This is a genomic window from Bacteroides sp. FSHCM14E1 (assembly GCF_019633785.1).
GTDB lineage: Bacteria > Bacteroidota > Bacteroidia > Bacteroidales > Bacteroidaceae > Bacteroides > Bacteroides hominis.
The window spans coordinates 132,940-152,393 of sequence record NZ_JADKYL010000013.1; the positions used below are offsets into that span (position 1 = coordinate 132,940).

General features: G+C 43.6%; 10 protein-coding genes, 1 rRNA gene and 1 pseudogene. 5 read left to right on the forward strand and 7 right to left on the reverse strand.

Annotated features, from left to right (window positions below; translation table 11 throughout):
* Nucleotides 1–119: 119 nt before the first annotated feature.
* The gene (locus ISX59_RS17760) at nucleotides 120–992 is read right to left on the reverse strand and encodes a hypothetical protein (protein WP_005782494.1); all 873 of its coding nucleotides are present in this window, start codon (nucleotides 990–992) and stop codon (nucleotides 120–122) included.
* A 186-nt stretch (nucleotides 993–1,178) separates the two neighbouring features.
* On the opposite strand from ISX59_RS17760, the gene mdh reads away from it, so the two are divergent.
* The 4 genes from mdh to ISX59_RS17780 all read left to right on the forward strand — a co-directional run bounded on the left by mdh (nucleotide 1,179) and on the right by ISX59_RS17780 (nucleotide 8,307).
* Nucleotides 1,179–2,120: a malate dehydrogenase gene (mdh, locus tag ISX59_RS17765; protein WP_005782497.1), complete on the forward strand. Its 942-nt coding sequence runs from the start codon at nucleotides 1,179–1,181 to the stop codon at nucleotides 2,118–2,120.
* Between the two features lie 103 nt (nucleotides 2,121–2,223).
* Nucleotides 2,224–5,505 carry a S41 family peptidase gene (locus ISX59_RS17770; protein ID WP_220576118.1) on the forward strand — a complete coding sequence of 1,094 codons (3,282 nt, stop codon included), beginning with the start codon at nucleotides 2,224–2,226 and terminating at the stop codon, nucleotides 5,503–5,505.
* A 234-nt stretch (nucleotides 5,506–5,739) separates the two neighbouring features.
* Nucleotides 5,740–6,114 (forward strand): BlaI/MecI/CopY family transcriptional regulator, encoded by a 375-nt coding sequence (locus ISX59_RS17775; RefSeq protein WP_005782501.1) that lies wholly within the window; start codon nucleotides 5,740–5,742, stop codon nucleotides 6,112–6,114.
* 3 nt (nucleotides 6,115–6,117) lie between these two features.
* Nucleotides 6,118–8,307, forward strand: coding sequence for a M56 family metallopeptidase (locus ISX59_RS17780; RefSeq protein WP_005782503.1), 2,190 nt, complete (start codon nucleotides 6,118–6,120; stop codon nucleotides 8,305–8,307).
* A gap of 95 nt (nucleotides 8,308–8,402) precedes the next feature.
* On the opposite strand, the pseudogene ISX59_RS17785 reads toward ISX59_RS17780, so the two are convergent.
* The 6 genes and pseudogenes from ISX59_RS17785 to ISX59_RS17810 all read right to left on the reverse strand — a co-directional run bounded on the left by ISX59_RS17785 (nucleotide 8,403) and on the right by ISX59_RS17810 (nucleotide 17,733).
* A pseudogene (locus ISX59_RS17785) lies at nucleotides 8,403–10,439 on the reverse strand (BNR-repeat neuraminidase N-terminal domain-containing protein).
* Nucleotides 10,440–10,446: 7 nt separating this feature from the next.
* On the reverse strand, nucleotides 10,447–10,821 hold the full coding sequence (locus tag ISX59_RS17790; RefSeq protein ID WP_220576119.1) for a hypothetical protein: 375 nt from the start codon (nucleotides 10,819–10,821) through the stop codon (nucleotides 10,447–10,449).
* 36 nt (nucleotides 10,822–10,857) lie between these two features.
* Nucleotides 10,858–12,477: a RagB/SusD family nutrient uptake outer membrane protein gene (locus ISX59_RS17795; RefSeq protein WP_005821944.1), complete on the reverse strand. Its 1,620-nt coding sequence runs from the start codon at nucleotides 12,475–12,477 to the stop codon at nucleotides 10,858–10,860.
* A gap of 22 nt (nucleotides 12,478–12,499) precedes the next feature.
* A complete protein-coding gene (locus tag ISX59_RS17800; protein WP_122330178.1) occupies nucleotides 12,500–15,940 on the reverse strand; it encodes a TonB-dependent receptor in 3,441 nt (1,146 codons plus the stop codon).
* Between the two features lie 184 nt (nucleotides 15,941–16,124).
* On the reverse strand, nucleotides 16,125–17,093 hold the full coding sequence (locus tag ISX59_RS17805) for a FecR family protein (RefSeq protein ID WP_122330177.1): 969 nt from the start codon (nucleotides 17,091–17,093) through the stop codon (nucleotides 16,125–16,127).
* A gap of 73 nt (nucleotides 17,094–17,166) precedes the next feature.
* Nucleotides 17,167–17,733 carry an RNA polymerase sigma-70 factor gene (locus ISX59_RS17810; RefSeq protein WP_032536194.1) on the reverse strand — a complete coding sequence of 189 codons (567 nt, stop codon included), beginning with the start codon at nucleotides 17,731–17,733 and terminating at the stop codon, nucleotides 17,167–17,169.
* A gap of 1,642 nt (nucleotides 17,734–19,375) precedes the next feature.
* Between ISX59_RS17810 and ISX59_RS17815 the strand changes: the two genes are divergently transcribed.
* A 16S ribosomal RNA gene (locus ISX59_RS17815) occupies nucleotides 19,376–19,454 on the forward strand; the annotation flags it as partial.

Below are 19,454 nucleotides of genomic sequence, written 5' to 3' on the forward strand. Positions count from 1 at the left end.
TGAAATGGAAAACATTCAATAAGATAGAATTGAAGTAATAAAAAAGAGGATGTGCCAGAAGCCGGTTACTTAGTAACCATTCTGGCGCATCCTCTTTTAAAGTATATGGTTTTAAAGTTTTAGTCCAATGTGAACTTCTGCGATCCAATCATCGTTCCGTCAGCAAAGATGTCTACCCGATAGTCGCCGGCATACAGAAACTCTTCCACATCCCAGAATACGTTAATAGTTTGTTCTTCCCCATTGTATTCGATGTACTTTTTGATAGAGTAGCCTAACGTACGGTTTTCATAAGGGAAAGTGTTTGACGGGCTTTTGGTCAATACATCGTTATCCGGTTTCGTTATCCGGATGTAGAGTGTCCGTTCTCCGGTTTCGGCAGTGATATTTTTGACAATCGTAAAACCGATGGCCAGTTTTACGATATCCTTTACTTTTTTAGCTTTTTTGCCACGTTTGTTGCGAGGTTCAATCCAGATATTGGTTGCATCCAACTGAGCAGCTAATGTAACTTTTTGATTAAGGTTCTTCTTTTCTTCAGACAAATTATTGATCTGGCGTGAAGCCGCATTGTATTTCTGCGTTACTTCTGCTATCACTTGTTTTTGCTGGGCGGTCAGTTTATTCAGCGAGTCAATCTGATTGATGTAACCGATCATTACTTTTCTCAGTGTTGCCAATTCTTTTTTCAGGCGTCTTATCTCTGTGGCGTTACTGCTCTTTACCGTACGGAGTTCTTCAAGCAGGCGTTGCGTCTTGACCTGCTCCTGAGCCAGCAAGTCTGCCAAAGAGTCGTTCGATACAGTCAGTTTCAGTTCGTCATATTGCTGTGCAAAGCGAGTGTACTCATTTTCAAGATCTTCTTTGTCCAATTGGAATTCCTGAACCAGTTCACGGTTAGTCTGTTTTTCGGAGAATAACAGATAAGTAAGACCGATGAGCGCGAGCACCAAAACAGATACGGCAATGATCAGCAGATTCTTTTTATTCATATTCTATAAGGTTGAATGATAAAACGCTGCAAAAGTAATCATTTCAATACAGAGTAACACAGTCTATTCACTTTTCTTTAACTAAAATTATTATGGAAAAATTTCTTTAATTTCGATTATCGTTGTACTTTTGCCGTCACGAAAACGATACGAACTAATTATCAACTTTATTAAAATATAAGTATTATGTCAAAAGTAACCGTAGTAGGCGCAGGTAACGTAGGTGCTACATGTGCAAATGTACTGGCCTTCAATGAAGTGGCAGACGAAGTAGTAATGCTGGACGTAAAAGAAGGCGTTTCAGAAGGTAAAGCAATGGATATGATGCAGACTGCTCAGTTGTTGGGTTTCGACACAACAATCGTTGGTTGCACAAATGATTATGCTCAGACTGCTAACTCTGACGTGGTTGTGATCACTTCTGGTATTCCTCGTAAACCGGGCATGACTCGTGAAGAACTGATCGGGGTAAATGCCGGTATCGTGAAATCAGTAGCAGAAAATCTTTTGAAATACTCTCCGAATGCTATTATCGTAGTTATCTCTAACCCGATGGATACAATGACTTATCTGGCATTGAAATCACTCGGATTGCCGAAAAACCGTGTTATCGGTATGGGCGGTGCTTTGGATAGCTCACGTTTTAAATATTTCTTGTCTCAGGCTTTGGGTTGCAATGCAAACGAAGTAGAAGGTATGGTGATCGGTGGTCATGGTGACACTACTATGATTCCGTTGGCTCGTCTGGCCACTTACAAAGGACAGCCGGTCAGCACACTGCTGAGCGAAGAAAAGCTGAACGAAGTAGTTGCTTCTACTATGGTAGGTGGTGCTACTCTGACTAAGTTGCTGGGCACTTCTGCATGGTATGCACCGGGTGCGGCAGGAGCTTATGTCGTAGAATCTATCATCCACAACCAGAAGAAGATGATTCCTTGCTCAGTAATGCTTGAAGGTGAATACGGTGAATCTGATCTTTGTATCGGTGTTCCTGTAATCCTGGGTAAGAACGGTATCGAGAAAATCGTTGAACTGGAATTGACTGCTGACGAAAAAGCAAAATTTGCGGCAAGCGCAAAGGCTGTTCATGGAACTAACGCAGCTCTGAAAGAAGTTGGTGCTCTCTAATTTGAATGCCGGATTCTTAATCTGAAAATAGAATATGCGGACCTCACAACTCTTTTCAAAAGGGCTGTGAGGTTTGCTTTTTAATATACTTAAATAATACATTATGAGAAAACTCTTCATGAGTGCTGCGGCTCTTTTGTTTGCCGGAGCACTTTGGGCACAAGAGGGTCCGTTGTGGATGCGTCATTGTGCTATCTCTCCCGATGGAACTACCATTGCTTTCACCTATAAAGGTGATATTTTCACAGTACCGGTGTCCGGTGGCAAAGCTACACAGATCACTACCAATCCGGCTTTTGATACAACCCCGATTTGGAGTCCCGATAGTAAACAGATTGCATTTGCGTCCGACCGTATGGGAAGTCTGGATGTATTCATTGTGTCGAAAGAAGGAGGCGAGCCTCGCCGCCTGACCACTTTCTCGGGCAGTGAAACTCCGGTAGCTTTCAGTGATGCGGGACAGCTCTTATTTACTGCCGACATCATGCCTTCTGCCGAAGATGCCGGTTTTCCTTCGAATGGACAATTCCAGCAGATATATCAGATTCCGGTTACGGGAGGACGTCCTGTGATGTTTTCATCTATGCCGATGGAGTGCATCTCCATTAATAAGGAAGGGGCTATTCTTTATCAAGATAAAAAAGGATATGAGGATTACTGGCGTAAGCACCAGAAGTCACCGATTGCCCGTGATATATGGATGCTTCAGCCTGGACAGACTCCACGCTATGAAAAACAAACCACTTTCATCGGTGAAGACCGTGAACCGGTATGGGCACCGGACGGAAAGTCGTTCTACTATTTGAGTGAAGAGAATGGTTCGTTCAATATCTACCAGCGTATTCCGGGATCGAATGCATCCAAGCAGGTGACGCATCACACGCAGCATCCGGTACGTTTCCTCAGTATGGCTTCCAATGGTAATCTTTGTTATGGTTTTGATGGTGAGATTTATACGTTGACTCCCGGTGGTAAGTCGCAGAAAGTATCTGTGAAAATTCTGTCAGACAGAAATGATAAAGATTTGATTCGCCAGATAAAGACCAGTGGGGCTACTGAAATGGCTGTATCTCCTGATGGTAAAGAGGTTGCTTTCATTTTGAGAGGAGATGTGTATGTGACTTCGGTAGAATATAAAACGACAAAACAGATAACGAACACTCCTTGTCAGGAACGTGGAATCGATTTTGCACCCGACGGGCGTAGCTTGGTGTATGCTTCGGAACGTGGAGGACTCTGGCAGCTCTATACTTCAAGTATCGTGCGGAAAGATGAGAAACAGTTCACGTATGCTACAGAGTTAAAAGAAGAACGTCTGACCAATTCGGATATAGCTTCGTTCAATCCGAAGTATAGCCCGGACGGAAAAGAAGTTGCTTTCCTTGAAAACCGTACGGCAATTCGCGTCATCAATCTCAAAACTAAGAAGGTACGTACGGTAATGGATGCCCAATATCAGTATTCGTACAGTGATGGTGACCAGTGGTTTGAGTGGAGTCCGGATAGTAAATGGATTCTTTCCGAATTTATTGGTATCGGTGGCTGGAACAATAAAGATATTGTGTTGCTGAACGCCGATGGTAAGGGAGAAATGCATAATCTGACCGAAAGCGGTTACTCAGACGGAAATGCGAAATGGGTTCTGGGTGGCAAAGCAATGGTCTGGTTCAGTGACCGTGCCGGATACCGTAGTCATGGCAGCTGGGGTGCTCAGTATGACGCTTACATCATGTTTTTTGATGTAGATGCTTACGATCGTTTCCGCATGAATAAGGAAGACCTTGCTTTGCTTGAAGAAGCCGAGAAAGCGGAAAAGGCTGAGAAAGAAAAAGCTGAGAAGAAAAAGAAAGAAGATAAAAAAGGTGATAAGAAAAAAGACGCCAAAGGTAAGAAAGATGGAGAGGCAGAAAAGAAGGAGGAAGTGAAGCCACTGAAATTCGATCTTGATAATCGATTCGATCGTATTGTGCGTCTGACTGTCAACTCTTCTTTCATGGGTGATGCTGTTTTGACTCCGAAAGGTGATAAGCTCTATTATCTGGCAGCGTTTGAAAGCGGTTATGATTTGTGGGAACACGATTTGAAAGAGAATTCAACAAAGATTCTGTTGAAAGGTGTCGGAGGTGGTTCGCTGTTGCCCGATAAGAAAGGTGAGAATATCTTTATGTGTACCGGTGGAGGTATGAAGAAAATTGAAATAGCCGGTAGTAAGACAACGCCTATTGCATTTGAATCTTTCTTCGACTATCAGCCGGGTGGTGAACGTGCTTACATTTTTGATCATGTTTGGCAGCAGGTAGACGATAAGTTCTATGTGAAGGATTTGCAGGGAGTAGACTGGCCTTTGTATAAGAAGACTTATGAAAAGTTCCTGCCACATATCAACAATAATTATGACTTTGCCGAACTGCTGAGCGAGATGCTCGGAGAGTTGAATGCTTCACATACCGGAGCTCGGTACTCTGGTGTAGGAGGGGCGTTACCTACAGCTTCATTGGGAGTATTTTATGACGATACTTATACCGGTGACGGGTTGAAAATAAAGGAAATCATAGAGCAGAGTCCTTTCACTTTGAAGAAAACAGATGTAAAGCCGGGTTGTATCATTGAAAAAGTAGATGGTACTCCAATCAAAAAAGGAGAAGATTATTTCCCGTTATTTGAAGGAAAAGTAGGGCGTAAAGTGCTGCTTTCTGTTTACGATCCTGCTACAAAGAAGCATTTTGAAGAGACAGTGAAGGCGATCAGTTACGGTGCGCAGCGCGAATTGCTGTATAAACGATGGGTAGAGCGCAACCGCAAGAAAGTAGAAGAGTTATCAGGCGGTCGTTTGGGATATGTACATATCAAGGGCATGGATAGTCAGAGTTTCCGTAAGATGTACTCCGAACTGTTGGGGCGCTACCGTAACAAAGAAGCCGTAGTTGTAGACGTTCGCCACAATGGTGGTGGTTGGTTGCACGACGATGTGGTGACTCTCCTTAGTGGCAAAGAATATCAGCGTTTTGTTCCTCGCGGACAATATATAGGTAGCGATCCGTTCAATAAGTGGCTGAAGCCTTCATGTATGCTTGTTTGTGAAGACAATTACAGTAATGCGCATGGTACTCCTTATGTATATAAGACATTAGGTATCGGTAAACTGGTAGGTACTCCTGTAGCCGGAACTATGACAGCTGTATGGTGGGAACGCCAGATTGATCCGAGTCTTGTATTTGGTATTCCGCAGGTAGGCTGCATGGACATGCAGGGTAACTATCTGGAAAATCAGACACTCGAACCGGATGTGCTGATTTATAATGAACCTTCTGCTTCGTTGAAGGGAGAAGATGCACAATTGAAAGCTGCGGTAGATTGCTTGTTGAAGGAGCTGCCGAAGAAATGATGGGGTAATTGCCTTTTATGCTCGATTAAAATGGAGAGGTCACCTTTGTTTAAAGGTGGCCTTTTCTTATTATGTGGATAAAATGATCTATTTATTGTTAAATACTTGCTTTTTAATGTGAAATACTATAAATATAGTTTTGTGTCTATATTTATAGTTATATATTTGTGCCATTCCATTCAGGTTGTATCCCAAATACTTGATGAATAGAAGTATAATCTAAAATTACTTGGTATGAGTGAACAGAAAGAATTGACAAAAGCAGAACTCCAGATCATGCAGGTGCTTTGGCGGAAAGAAAATGCTTTTGTGAATGAAATCTTACAGGATTTGGAAGAGCCGCGTCCGGCGTATAATACAGTTTCTACCGTACTACGTGTATTGCAAAACAAAGGCTTTGTAGCTTATCGTAGTTTCGGAAAGAATTATCAGTATTATCCGTTGGTTTCAAAAGAGAGCTATACGAATCGTTTTATGAACCGGGTCGTAGATAACTTTTTCAGTGGTTCGGTGAAGGCGATGGTTTCGTTCTTTACCAAAAAAGAAAAGATGTCGGTACAGGAGATCGACGAACTGATTGAAATGTTGAAGGAAAACAAAAAGGAATAAGGTATGATCGATATTGATTGTAGCGAATGGGCTATTCTTCGTTTCATAGGAGCTTCATTTGTGTTATGGCTGTGCTATTACTTGTTGTTCGATCGAAAAGCCCCGTTTAACCAGTGCCGGAATTATTTGCTTTTTTCGGTACTGCTGGCCGGAGCTGTATCGGTGGTACGCATCCCGGTTTATCCGGTGGAGGTGGTGCGGCCGATAAAGATGGAACGGGTGGTTGTAAAGCAAGAAACACAAATGGATAAGACTTCATTGGTACAAGTAGAAAATGATGGGATACAACCGGATACGCTCGCAGCAGTGCAGGCGGAGGTTAGTGAAGCAATTGTACCCCGAGTGGAAGAAGAAATAGCGGAAGAACCTTTTTATGCTTCGTGGGATTACTGGCAAATAGTCTGGATCGTATATGGATTGGGAGTATTTGTCCTTTTGATGCATTTATTGGTCGAAATGGCACGTATCTGGCGTTTGAAGCGTTGGGGAAGTTGTACGATGGAGGCTGATGGGATTTGTATCGTGCGTAACAATGAAGTCGTTTCACCATTCTCGTTTTACCGGATGATCTTTATCAATCGGAAGTTAGAAGGAGAAGTGTTGCGTATAGTTCTGCTCCATGAAAAGGCACATATTCGTAATCATCATTATCGGGACACTTTATTTATTGAAGGTTTATCCATCTTATGTTGGTTTAATCCGTTTGTCTGGCTGGTAAAGCGTGAACTGCGGGCTCTCCATGAATTTCAAGTGGACCGTTGTTTGCTTTCCGGTGAGATTGAATTATTTGAATATCAAAGCATCTTATTCGAAGAGTTGATGGGATACAGCCCGAAGGTTGCAAATGGTTTTCATAATTCATTAATTAAAAAACGATTTATCATGATGAAACATCAATATAAAGAACGTTTCGCCGGAGTGCGCAAAATAGCGTTGCTTCCTTTGTGTGCGGGTGTATTGGCTTTATTTTCTTTTACGGAAAAGCCGGTTCTGATTGAACCTGTATTGCCGATGGTATCTGTTTCGATGAAAGCAGAAACTCCCGAAGTCGTATCTAACGAAAAAAAGATGGATAGCGTAGGTGATGAAAAGTGTTTTCTGCTTTTGGACTCCCCAAAGATAGTTCATTACATACAGTCGGGAGAGGCGCATTTAGTTAAATCCGGATCCAGTCAACTACTTGCTAAGGTTACAACTCCTGTATCGAAAGTGCTGGATACGCTCTCGGAAGAGAAACCGAATCAGACTTCTCTGCACGGAAAAGAGGCTGATTATACTGTTGGCGTCGATTTACCTGCAGATCAGGTTGTATTGTCGCGTGCACCGTATAAACGAAGTATATATGTACGCTTTATTGAACGGACGAAAGAAGATACACGCGTTACTTTGGCTATACCGATATATTATGACCGGCACTGGTTACAGTTCGAAAAGGGATTGTCCATAGTAGACGAAGATACGAAAGATGTTTATAAGATTCGTTCACTTACCCGCGGAATTGAACTAAATCAGACTTATTGGGTTGTGGGACAAGAAAAGCAAATGCTGGAATTTACACTGGTCTTTCCTCCTCTTGACCGAAAGGTAAAAAAGATTAGTATCCGCGATTGTTTCCCGGAAGAAAGGGGATTGACACCTCCCAATGGCAGTTCATGGAGGTTGGAGAATCTGAAAGTTGACGATTTCCTTCCGACTGCCGCCCGAATAGCTGAGTATGATAGAGAGGGGCGTCCACTGCGTTCCGATAAATTGGAAGAAGTAACTCTTAATGCAAGTCAATTAGCCGTTTCTTCACGCCGGGGTGACGGAAGGTCTCGAATTCAGAAAATTGAAACTTTACCGGAGAAGACGTTGGTTGTCTTGAATATACCTATTCATTTTGACCGTCATTGGTTGGTCATAGGTAAGGGATTGTGTCTTGTTGATTCCAGAACAGGTGATGAATATCCGATTCTGGAAGAGGCGCATGGCATTGAAATGAATAAATTACTGTGGGTAGAAGGCTGTGAAGGACGTTCTGTGTTGTTGACACTCGTTTTCCCGAAGTTGCCAAAGAAAGTAAAAACAATCGATCTTTATAATAAATATCCGGATGCCGGAGTTATTTCACCAAGCAATGGAAGCAGCTGGGATTGGCGGAAAGTAAAGATTAAAGATTATCAGAAGGAACCCTATAAACGCATTATATTGTAGCCTGCTCTACAGCATTGATCTATTTTAGGCACGGATGTGGCAGATAAACAGATACTCTTGATTCTGTGGAATCTGCACGATCCGTGCCTATCATTTTATTCAACCTCAAAGACGGTAAGTACCGCTGCATGGTCTGATGCCCACACATAATCTATCTCGGGAGCCGTACGTACTATTTTGGATGATAATACTTTCAGCCCTCCTTTATAATAGATGAAATCGATACGGGACATTTGCATTTGCCCGTAGATGGCGGCAACAGTGCCTCCCTGATATGCAACTTCGTCCGGATTCTTCTCACGGAAACTATCTTTGAAACCATTTTCCAACATATAGCGGGAAGCGGGGAAAGCCACCGGACCGTATCCGTGATGCAATGGTTTGGCTCGTTCTGTCCAGTCAAGATGGCTACATGAGTTGAAGTCACCGGTGATAATGACCGGCATGTCTGTTTCCTGGTTCGGTACAATATCCTTTGTATAGATATTGCGGATATCGGGCAGTGCCAATATGGAATCTTCAGCGACCCAGACAGAAGGATCCAGTCCTTTCTCAGCGTAACCACTTGTATATTCCGGGCGGTAGGCATAACGGAGCCAACAGTCTACAAGCATTATCCGCTTACCGTTTGGTAAGGTTATTTTGGCTGGGTTCGATTTGAAGGGTTCCCGCCATGCTATGGGTTCCAACGGAAAGCGGCTGTACATGGCCAGGTTGTCTTTAAGAGAATGGGTTTTGAGATGATACCCTAATGAATCTGCCAGCATTTGTTGGATGCCATATGCTTCTTGCATCATGACCACGTCTGCATGGGTGCTTCGGATCAGGTCGAATACTCGCTGCTGCCCCTCGTTACCCAGATGAATACCTCCATGCCAGATGTTCCATTGAAGCACTTTTACTATATTGGAATGTGTTTGGTTGTTGCAAGTCACTTGTTTACGGACCTCTTCGGTAGCTGTTTCGGGAATATACTGTTTTCCGTTTAGGCGGAAAGAAGGTACGGAGGCATATAATGTATGTCCGGGAGTTGCCTCTTTTCTGACGTCGAATGTAAGAAGGAAATAGTTGATCCCCGGTTGTAACAGGATCTCTTCTCCCTACTCCGGGCAGAGAGTCATTGACTGTTCGGGGGTATGCCCGTTGCCAAACAGTTCTTTGCGTTGCACGGATCGTGCCTCACTCCCGGTAGAATAAATATGGATTTGCTCAATATCTGCAAGAGTGGTCGTGCCGGTGAAATCGAGTTTCAACTCTGTCAGTTTCAGCGGTTTCCGGGAACCTTGTACGGCTATTCTCAGTTTTAGTGCCTGGTCGTCTTTGCTTCCTTGATCAACATCCCATTCACTTTGGATGACTACGGCATTGAATAACTGTTGTTTTCCGTCATACTCTTTAAATGCGGTATTATCGTTAGGGACTGCATAAGCCAGCGGAGCTTTTCCATTGTATTTGTTGCGCCCATTGCGGATGTGGTAAGCCTGATGTCCTTTACCTACCCAATTGATGGATGTTTCTTCTTTCAGGTCGTCGAAGTTATAATATCCCCACAAGGATTTAAAAGCGGGATGACTGGCTTCTACGGGGCGATTCATCCATTGACGGATCGTTTGTTCCGGTAAAGCTTTGCGCCAAATGCGTACTTCATCAATCAATCCGCCGAAAGTATAATATACATCGTGAACTCCGATAGCACCGGGAAGGATGGAAATTACCGTATCGGCTTTGGCCACTTGTTTCCCATCAAGATAAAGTATGGTCTGCTTTCCGTCACAAGCCAGTGCCACATGGTGCCATTGGTCATCCAATGCTTCCGGTGCCGAAAGATTGGCACGGGTAGAGTGAAGTTTGCCTTCTTTTACGACCAAAGGCAGATAGTCCACCCAGTTCAATTCACTGTATTCACCTCCTCCGATGATAACTTCAAGACTGTCCCATTTACAGTCGTTACCTTTAATCCAGGACTCCAAGGTCCACGAAGGTTCCAGAATTCCCATACCTGTCCGTACGTTATTGTCTTTCCCGTCGAGGCAGAGGGCGAGATTAGACTTCCCGCCTTTTGAGGCAGGAAGTTTACCCTGCATCTGCAGGGAGCAGCAGATGCAGAGGATGAATATTATTACATATTTCATTATGAATTTATTTGGTTTTGAAAGTCACGGTCCATGGTCTTGAACGTTTACCACTGGCCGAAATTACAGTAAACTCTTTGCTCAGTCCACTCCAGTCCTGATAGCCTCTGAGTGAAGGGGACAGGGTGGCTCCGGAAGAGAGTGTGCAGGTGGCAAAGACGTTGGACAGGTCAGTGCCGTTTTCTACGGTAATGGAGACGATACTTTCATCCGAAAGAATAACAGGGGTACCGATCTCTTCTTTATCCTGGTTATACACTTTAAAAGTCAATATTTCCGTTTTGTCATAATTCGGTACGTCCGGTATGTCGGGTTGTTCACACGAGACAAAAAGGCAGCCGGCAACAAAGCAGCAAATCAGTATAGAAATTATTTTATTCATAATCATGCTATATTTAAAATGTGATGAAATCAATCGTTAATATCCCGGGTTTTGTGTCAGTACGCTGGAGCGGACAATCTCGTCGTGAGGAATCGGTGTCAGGTACAAACGGTCATTCCAGGTACGGATGTCTGTTTTGGTTATCTTAAATTCCGTCGGTGAGACAAAGCGCACTCCATGCAGGGTCGTTTGGGTTTCGGGACCGACTTTCCAGCGGCGTACGTCGTAGAAACGTTGTTCCTCGAAAGCAAACTCGATGCGGCGCTCTTTCCGAATCAGTTCACGCAATTTTGCCGGATCGGATTCGGTAAGCGCAGGTAAGCCTACTCGTTGACGAATCACATTGACGGCTTTCCGTGCACCTTCTACATCACCGGTCTCAAGGCGCGCTTCTGCATCATTCAGATAAATCTCTGCGTAACGGAGGATGATCCAGTTGGTACTGAAGTCCGGACTGCTGGCGCCTGCGTACGGATAGTTATAGTTATCATAATCGATCCATTTCCAAACATTGTATCCGGTAAGTGAACCATCGCCTTTATCAGGAGTATCCATCAGATAGCGGTCTACAGTTACAGCACCCTTATCTGCATTGAAGAAAATCTGGGAACCATGGAAAACGATGTTGGCATAGAATCTTGGTTCACGTCCTTCATAGATGCCACAAGTATTGATGTCGAATACCTGATCGGCGGGAGCCTGTGAGTATTGCGTGGCAGGTGAGCCATCTGCCATTTCAAATGCGTCAACCAGTTCTTGGGTCGGGCCGAGGCCGCCCCATCCGCGATCACCATATTTATCGTTGATATACGTCACCATGTTGCACACCATCATGTTGTTGTAGACATCCGGGCTTTTGTATTGGATGTCGAAGATGATTTCTTTGTTATCTTTGTTGGTAGTCCACCAGATAGAACGGTATTTTTCCGGAGTAGTGCCATCTACCAGTTCATATCCCAGTTTGTATACTTCGGCACAACTCTTGATCACGTCTTCGTAGCGTTTGTCATACAGTTCCACTCTTGATTTCAGTGCATAAGCAGCACCTTTGGTGGCACGTCCCTTTTCTCTTGAACCATAAGACGCCGGCAACATTTCGGTTGCCTTTTTGAGGTCGTCCAGAATGAAGTCATAACATTCTTTCTCGGACGAACGGGGAATTTCCCAGTTATCCTCCATGGTGAGTACTTTATCCAGTAGAATGACACCGCCATATCGCTTTACCATTTCGAAATAGAACATGGCACGCAAGAAGTGAACTTCTCCCGTAAGTCTTGACTTCTCGCTTTCTTCGATGGTAGACGTACCGATTCGTTCGAAAAAACGGTTGCATTTACGTACCTTTACGTAATAATCTTCCCATACATCGTCATCCTGAGGGGCGGAAGCGCTGACCATATCATAGTTGAATTTGAACCAGCTTGCACGATATTTATCCCGTTGTGCTGAGACAGAATTGTCACTTCGGTTTTCCTGTAATTGCAGTCCGTCTACGGAAATCTCACTATATAGATCGTTTACGTAATATTTCACCAGTGTTTCGTCCGACCAGAAAGAATCGTCGGCGATTTCGTCCAGTGGAGCTTTGTTCAATACATCGCACGAACAGAAGAGCAATACAAATATGCAGAACAGGGCTGTATTTATCTTTTTCATAATCACGTTTCAATTTTTAAGTTTAGAATGTAATGTTAGCACCAAACACAAAGGTTTTCATTTGAGGATAAGCACTTCCGTCAGTAGAGCGCAACTCAGGGTCGAAATATTTTATTTGCGACCAGGTCAGCAGGTTAGAACCGCTGAAGTAAAGACGCAATCCTTGAATTTCGGATACCTTGGACAGTAGCAGTTTCTTGAAGTCGTAACCTATTTCTACATTCTTCAGGCGGAGGTATGAACCATTACGCATCCAGAAGGAAGAAAACAACTGGTTATTGGCGTTGCCTCCGTAATACAGGCGTGGAAATTCCGCTTTCGGGTTCTCTGGTGTCCAGGTGTTACCGATGTGATGTTCAAGCAAAGCTCCTCCGCGTCCCTCTATGTATGGGAAGGCCAGGTAACCATTGTAGTAAAAGTCTGCCAACGCTGCCCCCTGGAAGAAGAAGGTTACATCAAAACCTTTCCATTCGGCATTCAGGTTTAGTCCGTATACCAATTCCGGATAATTGCTGCGTCCGATAGCTATTTTATCTTCTGCGTCGATGATGCCATCTCCGTTTTGGTCTTTGTATTTAATGTCGCCTGCCTTGGCTTTGCCGAATTGCGGTTGAGGCCAGTTATTGGCTTCCTCGTCAGATTGGAACAGTCCCAATGCTTCGTAACCGAAGTACTGACTCATGGAGTGTCCGGTACTGCGCTGTCTCGGGTTGTTTTTCTCTCCGGCAGGTTCCAGCAGGTCAATCACTTTGTTTCTGGCCCAGGTCAGGTTACCTGCAACGGAATAATTGAAATCGCGCAGATGATTGCGATGCGTAATGTTCAGGTCGATACCTCTGTTGTCTACTTTACCTACATTGGCAGCCGGTAATTTATATCCCAGGATAGCCGGCATATCTGTACGTTCACGCAGGATGTCGTTTGTCTTTTTATAGAACCAATCCGCTTCCAGATTGAGTTTTCCGTTGAAGAACGCGGCATCTATACCGATATTGAACATTTCAGAAGTTTCCCATGTAATGTTAGGATTCGGGAAACGGGTCTCAGTATATCCCGGAGCGATTTCCGGATTCTGACCGCCGAATACGGCATCGCCGCCTGTACCATAAGCAGACATATATTGGAACTGTCCGATGTTGTCTGTGCCGGCACGTCCCCATGAAGTTCTTAGTTTCAGATTGCTAAGCACTTCCGAGAAGGGTTCCATAAAAGGTTCTGCCGATATACGCCAGGCAGCCGATACAGAAGGGAAGAAGCCATAACGTTTGTTTTTCGGGAATTTTTCCGAACCATCGAGGCGTCCGTTCGCTTCCAGCATATATTTCTCTTTATAATTGTAGGTCAGACGGAATACCGAACCGATTTTACCGGTTTCGGAAGCACTGCCGCTATTATCCTTGTCTTTGTCTGGTCCGGCAAACAGTTGCTGGATGGAATAAATACGATATTTGGTACGTGAGGCCCAGAAGTTTTCGTCGGCTCCTTCCGAACGTGAGAATACAAATAATGCTCCCAATTGATGATCCTGCGCAATGGTTTTATTATAGGCTGCCTGGAACTCAAACGTCATGGCCTGACTTGTAGAGTACGTTTGTTTCAGTTCCGCACCTTCGCGGTTCGGTGAGTGTCCGTCATATTCTCCTGTAATTTTGTTCCACACATAGAAGTCTACCGGAGTGGTCCATCTCTTGATGCTGTTGAATATTTTGTCGTAGGAGAAAATACCCTTCAGATTCAGGCCTTCGAGTCCCGGGACATTGAAATCCAACATGAAGCGTGTGTTTAATACACTTTTACGATCTTTGACCCAACCTCCTTCGGTAGCCAGGCCGATAGGATTGACACCCAGTGACACTTTACCTAAGTTGCCGTCCGGAAAGCGTCCCGGATCTGTCTGCGGGTTACGGTGCATATTATTGAATACATCGGAAGTACTGCCGGCAATACTGTTTCTGTCTTCCTGGCGATAGGCCATATCTGCCGATAGATTCAGGTATTTGTCCACAATGTTGGCGTCTATATTCACACGTGCGTTATATCGGTTGAAACCGGAGGTCGATTCATTGGTACGTGTGTCACCATAGAGGGCATCCTGTTTCACATAGCCGAATCCTGCAAAATATTTCACCTTATCAGAACCGCCGCTTGCCGTCAGGCTGTGCATCTGTTGCCAGGCGCGAGGGAGCAATACCTCTTTGTTCCAGTCCGTGTTAGGATAACCGTAGGGGTCGGAACCATCTCTGAACTTCTGTAACTCCTCTTCATTATAAATGCCATACATACCCGGGTCTTCGCCCAAATCCATTTCTTTGTTGCGCCAAGCCTCATTCATGAAGCGTGCATGATCATAAGAACTGGCAATCTCAGGCATACGGGTGGGGGTACCAAAACCTACTTTGAAGTTATAGTCTACTTGTGCTTTACCACTTTTACCACGCTTTGTAGTGATAAGGATTACACCGTTTGCTCCGCGTGCACCGTAAGGGGCTACGGCAGAGGCGTCCTTTAATACCGTCATGCTCTCGATTTCACTGGGGTCGAGTTGAGCCATACTGCGTCCGATGATACCATCCACTACAATCAAGGGAGAAGAGGAGGTAGGTGAGCTGGAACCACGGATAATGATGGTCGGGTCATCGTATCCGGCTTCACCGCCGGTTTGCTGGATCAACACCCCGCTGACACGTCCTCCGAGTGAGGAGGCCAGATTGGCAGTAGGTACATTCTTGAGCGAAGATACCTTTAGCGTAGAGGCTGAAGCAGTCACAGTCTGTTTTTTCTGTGAGCCATAGCCTACTACCACTACTTCGTCCAGGGTTTTAGTGTCTTCTTTCATTTGGATATTGAAAGACGATTTGCCATTCACCGGTATTTCCTGAGTCAGGTAGCCGATGTATGAAATCACTAATACTGATTTCTCTGGCACTTCCAGCGTGAAGTTTCCTTCAATGTTTGTAATATCTCCTGTTCCCGGTTGCCCTTTCAGCGAAATGTTGGCTCCGATAATCGGGTCACCGATCTGATCGATCACCACACCTTTGATTTTGATTCTGCGCTCTTGCTGGGTGATTGTCGTTTCGGACGCTTTTTCTTTGTCTACATACAGAGAAATGTAGTTATTGGAGAACTTATACGTCAGTTTTTTGTTTCTGAGTGCCGTTTTCAGGATTTCCGTCACAGTGGCATGGGTGTTTTTTACCTCGACTTCCTGTGAAAGGTCAATTTCGGCATCACGATACATGAACAGATAATTAGTCTGTTTCTCGATTTCACGCATTAACTCACCGAAAGTCAGACTACTCTTGGAGAGAGTTACACGAGCCTCCTGCGATTTTACGTTGCCAGCCTGGAGCTGAAAGAGAAAAACGAATATAAAGAACACGGACAGTTTCATAATTCGTATAATATGTGTTAATTCAAGTTGTTGATGGACATACCATTTCTGCAACAAGTTTTTTTTCATAACTTTGTCGTACGTTTAAAGATTAATACTATAGGTCTATTTCGAGATGGATAAAAGATAGTATTGACTCTTTCGGGGGTGAGTGTTGGTAGCGCTCACCCTTTTTTGTCACACTATCCATTGTTGGGGTGAAAAATATTTAAGTCATAGTGCTGATTTGTTTTTAAAGGTTAGACATTGGTATTTAATAAATCTCATAATGTTCGTCATCTGTTTTTTTGAATTTGAAGTGGTATACTCCTTGCAGGGCTATCAGGATATTGTCCACATCCTCGCTTTGCCGGATTTTACCGGAGATTCGTTCATCCAGCTTCACATCTCCGGTGAATTTGAACTGTACGTTGTACCACAGGGTCAGGTAATTCAGAATCTCTCCGAAGGGTTTTGAACGGAAACTAAAGATGCCGCTTTTCAGGTATTCTTCATTATCGAAGTTAGAGGTCGACACTATCATGCGGTTGTTTACCAACGATACTTTCTCGTGAGGATTCAGGTATACCTTCTCGTTCCTGTTGTTTTTGTTATAGACCAACACACGGCCTTCTACGAGGCAGGTCTCAAACTTATTCTCTTTTCCGGCATAGGCGAACACGTTGAATCGGGTACCCAATACTTGTATGTTGAACCGTTGCGTTTTTACGATAAAAGGTTTTTTGGCATTTTTGGTCACCTCAAAATACCCTTCGCCATTTAGCTCTACCGTACGGCTCTTCCGGTTGAATGCATTGGGGATTTTGATTTTACTCTGAGGGCTTAGCCATACGGAAGTACCGTCCGGAAGAGTCATGTTGACTCGCTGCCCTTTAGGGACATTGATTTCTGTATATAAGTCTTTTTGTCCGATCTGTGCATATCTGTTGCTAATGAACCAGGTAGTGGTGACCAGCAGACAGATTGCGGCTGCATACTTTAGAAGCCCGATACGGAAGCGGCGTATAGAACGTCGTTTCAGTCGTTTGTCGAATTCAGCTATACCTGTTGCGGTCTTTTCCCGGTCTCCTTCCTGTGATGTGAGTCCGGAGATGGCCCATACAGCTTTCATGCGTGCAAATTCTTTTTTAGCTTCCGGATTATTCCGGAGTCTATTCAAAAAATCCGCTTTTTCGGTGGCTGACATGGCACCTGTGAAGTATTTTTTTAGTTCATCATTCATGGTTCCTTGAGTGGTTTTACAGTAAAGACAATCGGGGATGCATTTGCCACCAAAGGAAATATAAAAAAATCTTCTAAATAATAAAAACAAGTAAGGGAAGATAGTCTTTAAGTTCTGATCTGAGTTTACGTAATGCGATAGATATTTGATTTTCAACAGTATTGATGGATATGTTCAGACGCTCGGCTATCTCTTTATATTTTAATCCTTCTATCCGGCTGAGGAGAAAAATTTCTCTGCAACGTTCAGGCAACTTTTGCATTGTCTGGCTTAATAGATTTTCTACTTCCGGAATGGAGGAGACAGCTTCGTCGAACTGTTCCAAAGCATATAGGTTCAGTTGATATTCCAACTCTTCGTCTGCTTTCAGTGAACAGGTTTTAGCCTGAATATACGACTGGTGTTTCAGAAAGTTTAAACATCTGTTTTTGATCAGTGTGAAAAGAAAGGCATCCAGATGTTCTATGTCTTTCAGTAGGTCCAGATGTTCCCACAGATAAAGAAAGGTATCCTGCACTATGTTTTCTGCATCCTCTTCTGCAATGACATAGGTTTGTGAGAAGCGGAGCATTCTTACATAATATATAGAATATATGTCTGAAAAGCTTTTCTGTGTTTCCAGTAGATGATTAGGCTGCATTCTTTTTAGCGGACTTATTTCTTTTGTCTATAGTATAAGATATGTTTAGATTGCAAATATAACTAAATAGTTTGCAATGTAGGAGAGCAGGTTTATTTTTTATTTTGCTATTGTGAAGCATCTTTCTTTAATATGTTTTTTCGGAAAATGCTCTTTTTTATTGGAACACGGTTGAATAGGGGTAAAATCGTGGACAGTGCCTTTTCCGTCCTCTCATTCGCAAAATGCACTTCTATCTTCCATCTTCCACCTTTTTCCATCTTTTTATCTGATTATCATTTAGTTAATACGGTGGAAGATCGCGTTTTTAGGTCATTTATCTTCCACCTTCATCTTCCATCTTCCACCCTCTGCCATCGCTTGAAAAACTTCCATAATTCCCTCGTATTCAGAATTATACTTTCTGTTTCTTGTCAGTTTTCCCTTTAAAAAGCATTTTCATTCCCTCGCTTGTTTGTTTGAAAATGCTCTGCTTTTTTCCGGAAGTCCTTTGTTATTTGCCGCTTGGGATATTCTTTGCCCCCGTCCGCCCCATTCCCTGTCCGCTATTCCCTTTCTCCCGCCTTCCTGAATAGACGGCGCTTACCCTTTACCTTGTCCTCCTCCTTTCCTTTCACCGGCGCTTTCCCTCAAGCATGGTCTGTCCGAAGCATACGTTGCCTTGACGCTGCCTTTACGTGCGTCCCCCCGTAACCTTGAATGCCGGTTCCATTTACCAACCGGGGTAAACGCTTTTACATGCCGAGGTAAATGGCTTTACATGCTGAGGTAAATGCTTTTACATGCCCGGGTAAATGGCTTTACATCAAGAATAAAATTCAGGTAAATATACTCTTCTGATTATCAATGATATTTAACTGCTGACCCAGTTACACATTTATCCGGGTGCCCCCTGAGAATCCCTTTCCCATATCCCCCCCCGGAGAAATTTGAAACCGCCTGGCGGTTCGTTCCCAACACAGAGATTCCCCTCCCTCCCCAATCAATCCCCCCTCCTTGTTTTCCAAGTATTCCCCCTTATATATTATAATAATGTGTCCCCCTTGGCCCTCCCTTTTCCCTTCTTTTTAAAGTATGCTCTAAAACCTACCTCTCCTTCAGTCTTTTACATATAAATTTATATTTTTATGAAAAAAACTTCCTTATATATTTGCCTTGTATTGGTAAATCGCGTACTTTTGCACCCGCTTTCCAAGAGAGGGAGAGCCGATTGAAATTGACATGTTGCAAGTGCGTATTGATTGCCTTAACGAACAACAAAAATAATCTCCTTTTTCTTTGGAGTTTAATATTAAAATTCGTTATCTTTGCAGTCCGATTCGCGATAAAAGGCGTTTATTCCGGTGTCTTTCCCTTTCGCTAAGAGAGCCAGAGAACAGGCCGGGAAAACATTTTAAAAAAAAAGCTTCCAAAACATTTGGTGTTTTAAAATAAACCTTTTACCTTTGCACCCGCTTTTAAAACGAAGCGCAATCGAAAAGAAGAGTTCTTTGAAAAATTGATAAACAATACAAGTAGTACAAGTAAATTTAGAACCGTCAATACTTATTATATAGGTATGTGAAAAAATGACCGTCAATAAATTTTCGACATTCTGAACAGAGCTAATATTATCCCTTACGGGATATATAACAATACTTTTACAATGAAGAGTTTGATCCTGGCTCAGGATGAACGCTAGCTACAGGCTTAACACATGCAAGTCGAGGGGCATCAGGAAG

Bases quoted from the DNA above. Each gene is read 5' to 3' on its own strand.
- ISX59_RS17760 (WP_005782494.1), bottom strand. From the start codon at position 992: ATGAATAAAAAGAATCTGCTGATCATTGCCGTATCTGTTTTGGTGCTC.
- mdh (WP_005782497.1), top strand. From the start codon at position 1,179: ATGTCAAAAGTAACCGTAGTAGGCGCAGGTAACGTAGGTGCTACATGT.
- ISX59_RS17770 (WP_220576118.1), top strand. From the start codon at position 2,224: ATGAGAAAACTCTTCATGAGTGCTGCGGCTCTTTTGTTTGCCGGAGCA.
- ISX59_RS17775 (WP_005782501.1), top strand. From the start codon at position 5,740: ATGAGTGAACAGAAAGAATTGACAAAAGCAGAACTCCAGATCATGCAG.
- ISX59_RS17780 (WP_005782503.1), top strand. From the start codon at position 6,118: ATGATCGATATTGATTGTAGCGAATGGGCTATTCTTCGTTTCATAGGA.
- ISX59_RS17790 (WP_220576119.1), bottom strand. From the start codon at position 10,821: ATGAATAAAATAATTTCTATACTGATTTGCTGCTTTGTTGCCGGCTGC.
- ISX59_RS17795 (WP_005821944.1), bottom strand. From the start codon at position 12,477: ATGAAAAAGATAAATACAGCCCTGTTCTGCATATTTGTATTGCTCTTC.
- ISX59_RS17800 (WP_122330178.1), bottom strand. From the start codon at position 15,940: ATGAAAAAAAACTTGTTGCAGAAATGGTATGTCCATCAACAACTTGAA.
- ISX59_RS17805 (WP_122330177.1), bottom strand. From the start codon at position 17,093: ATGAATGATGAACTAAAAAAATACTTCACAGGTGCCATGTCAGCCACC.
- ISX59_RS17810 (WP_032536194.1), bottom strand. From the start codon at position 17,733: ATGCAGCCTAATCATCTACTGGAAACACAGAAAAGCTTTTCAGACATA.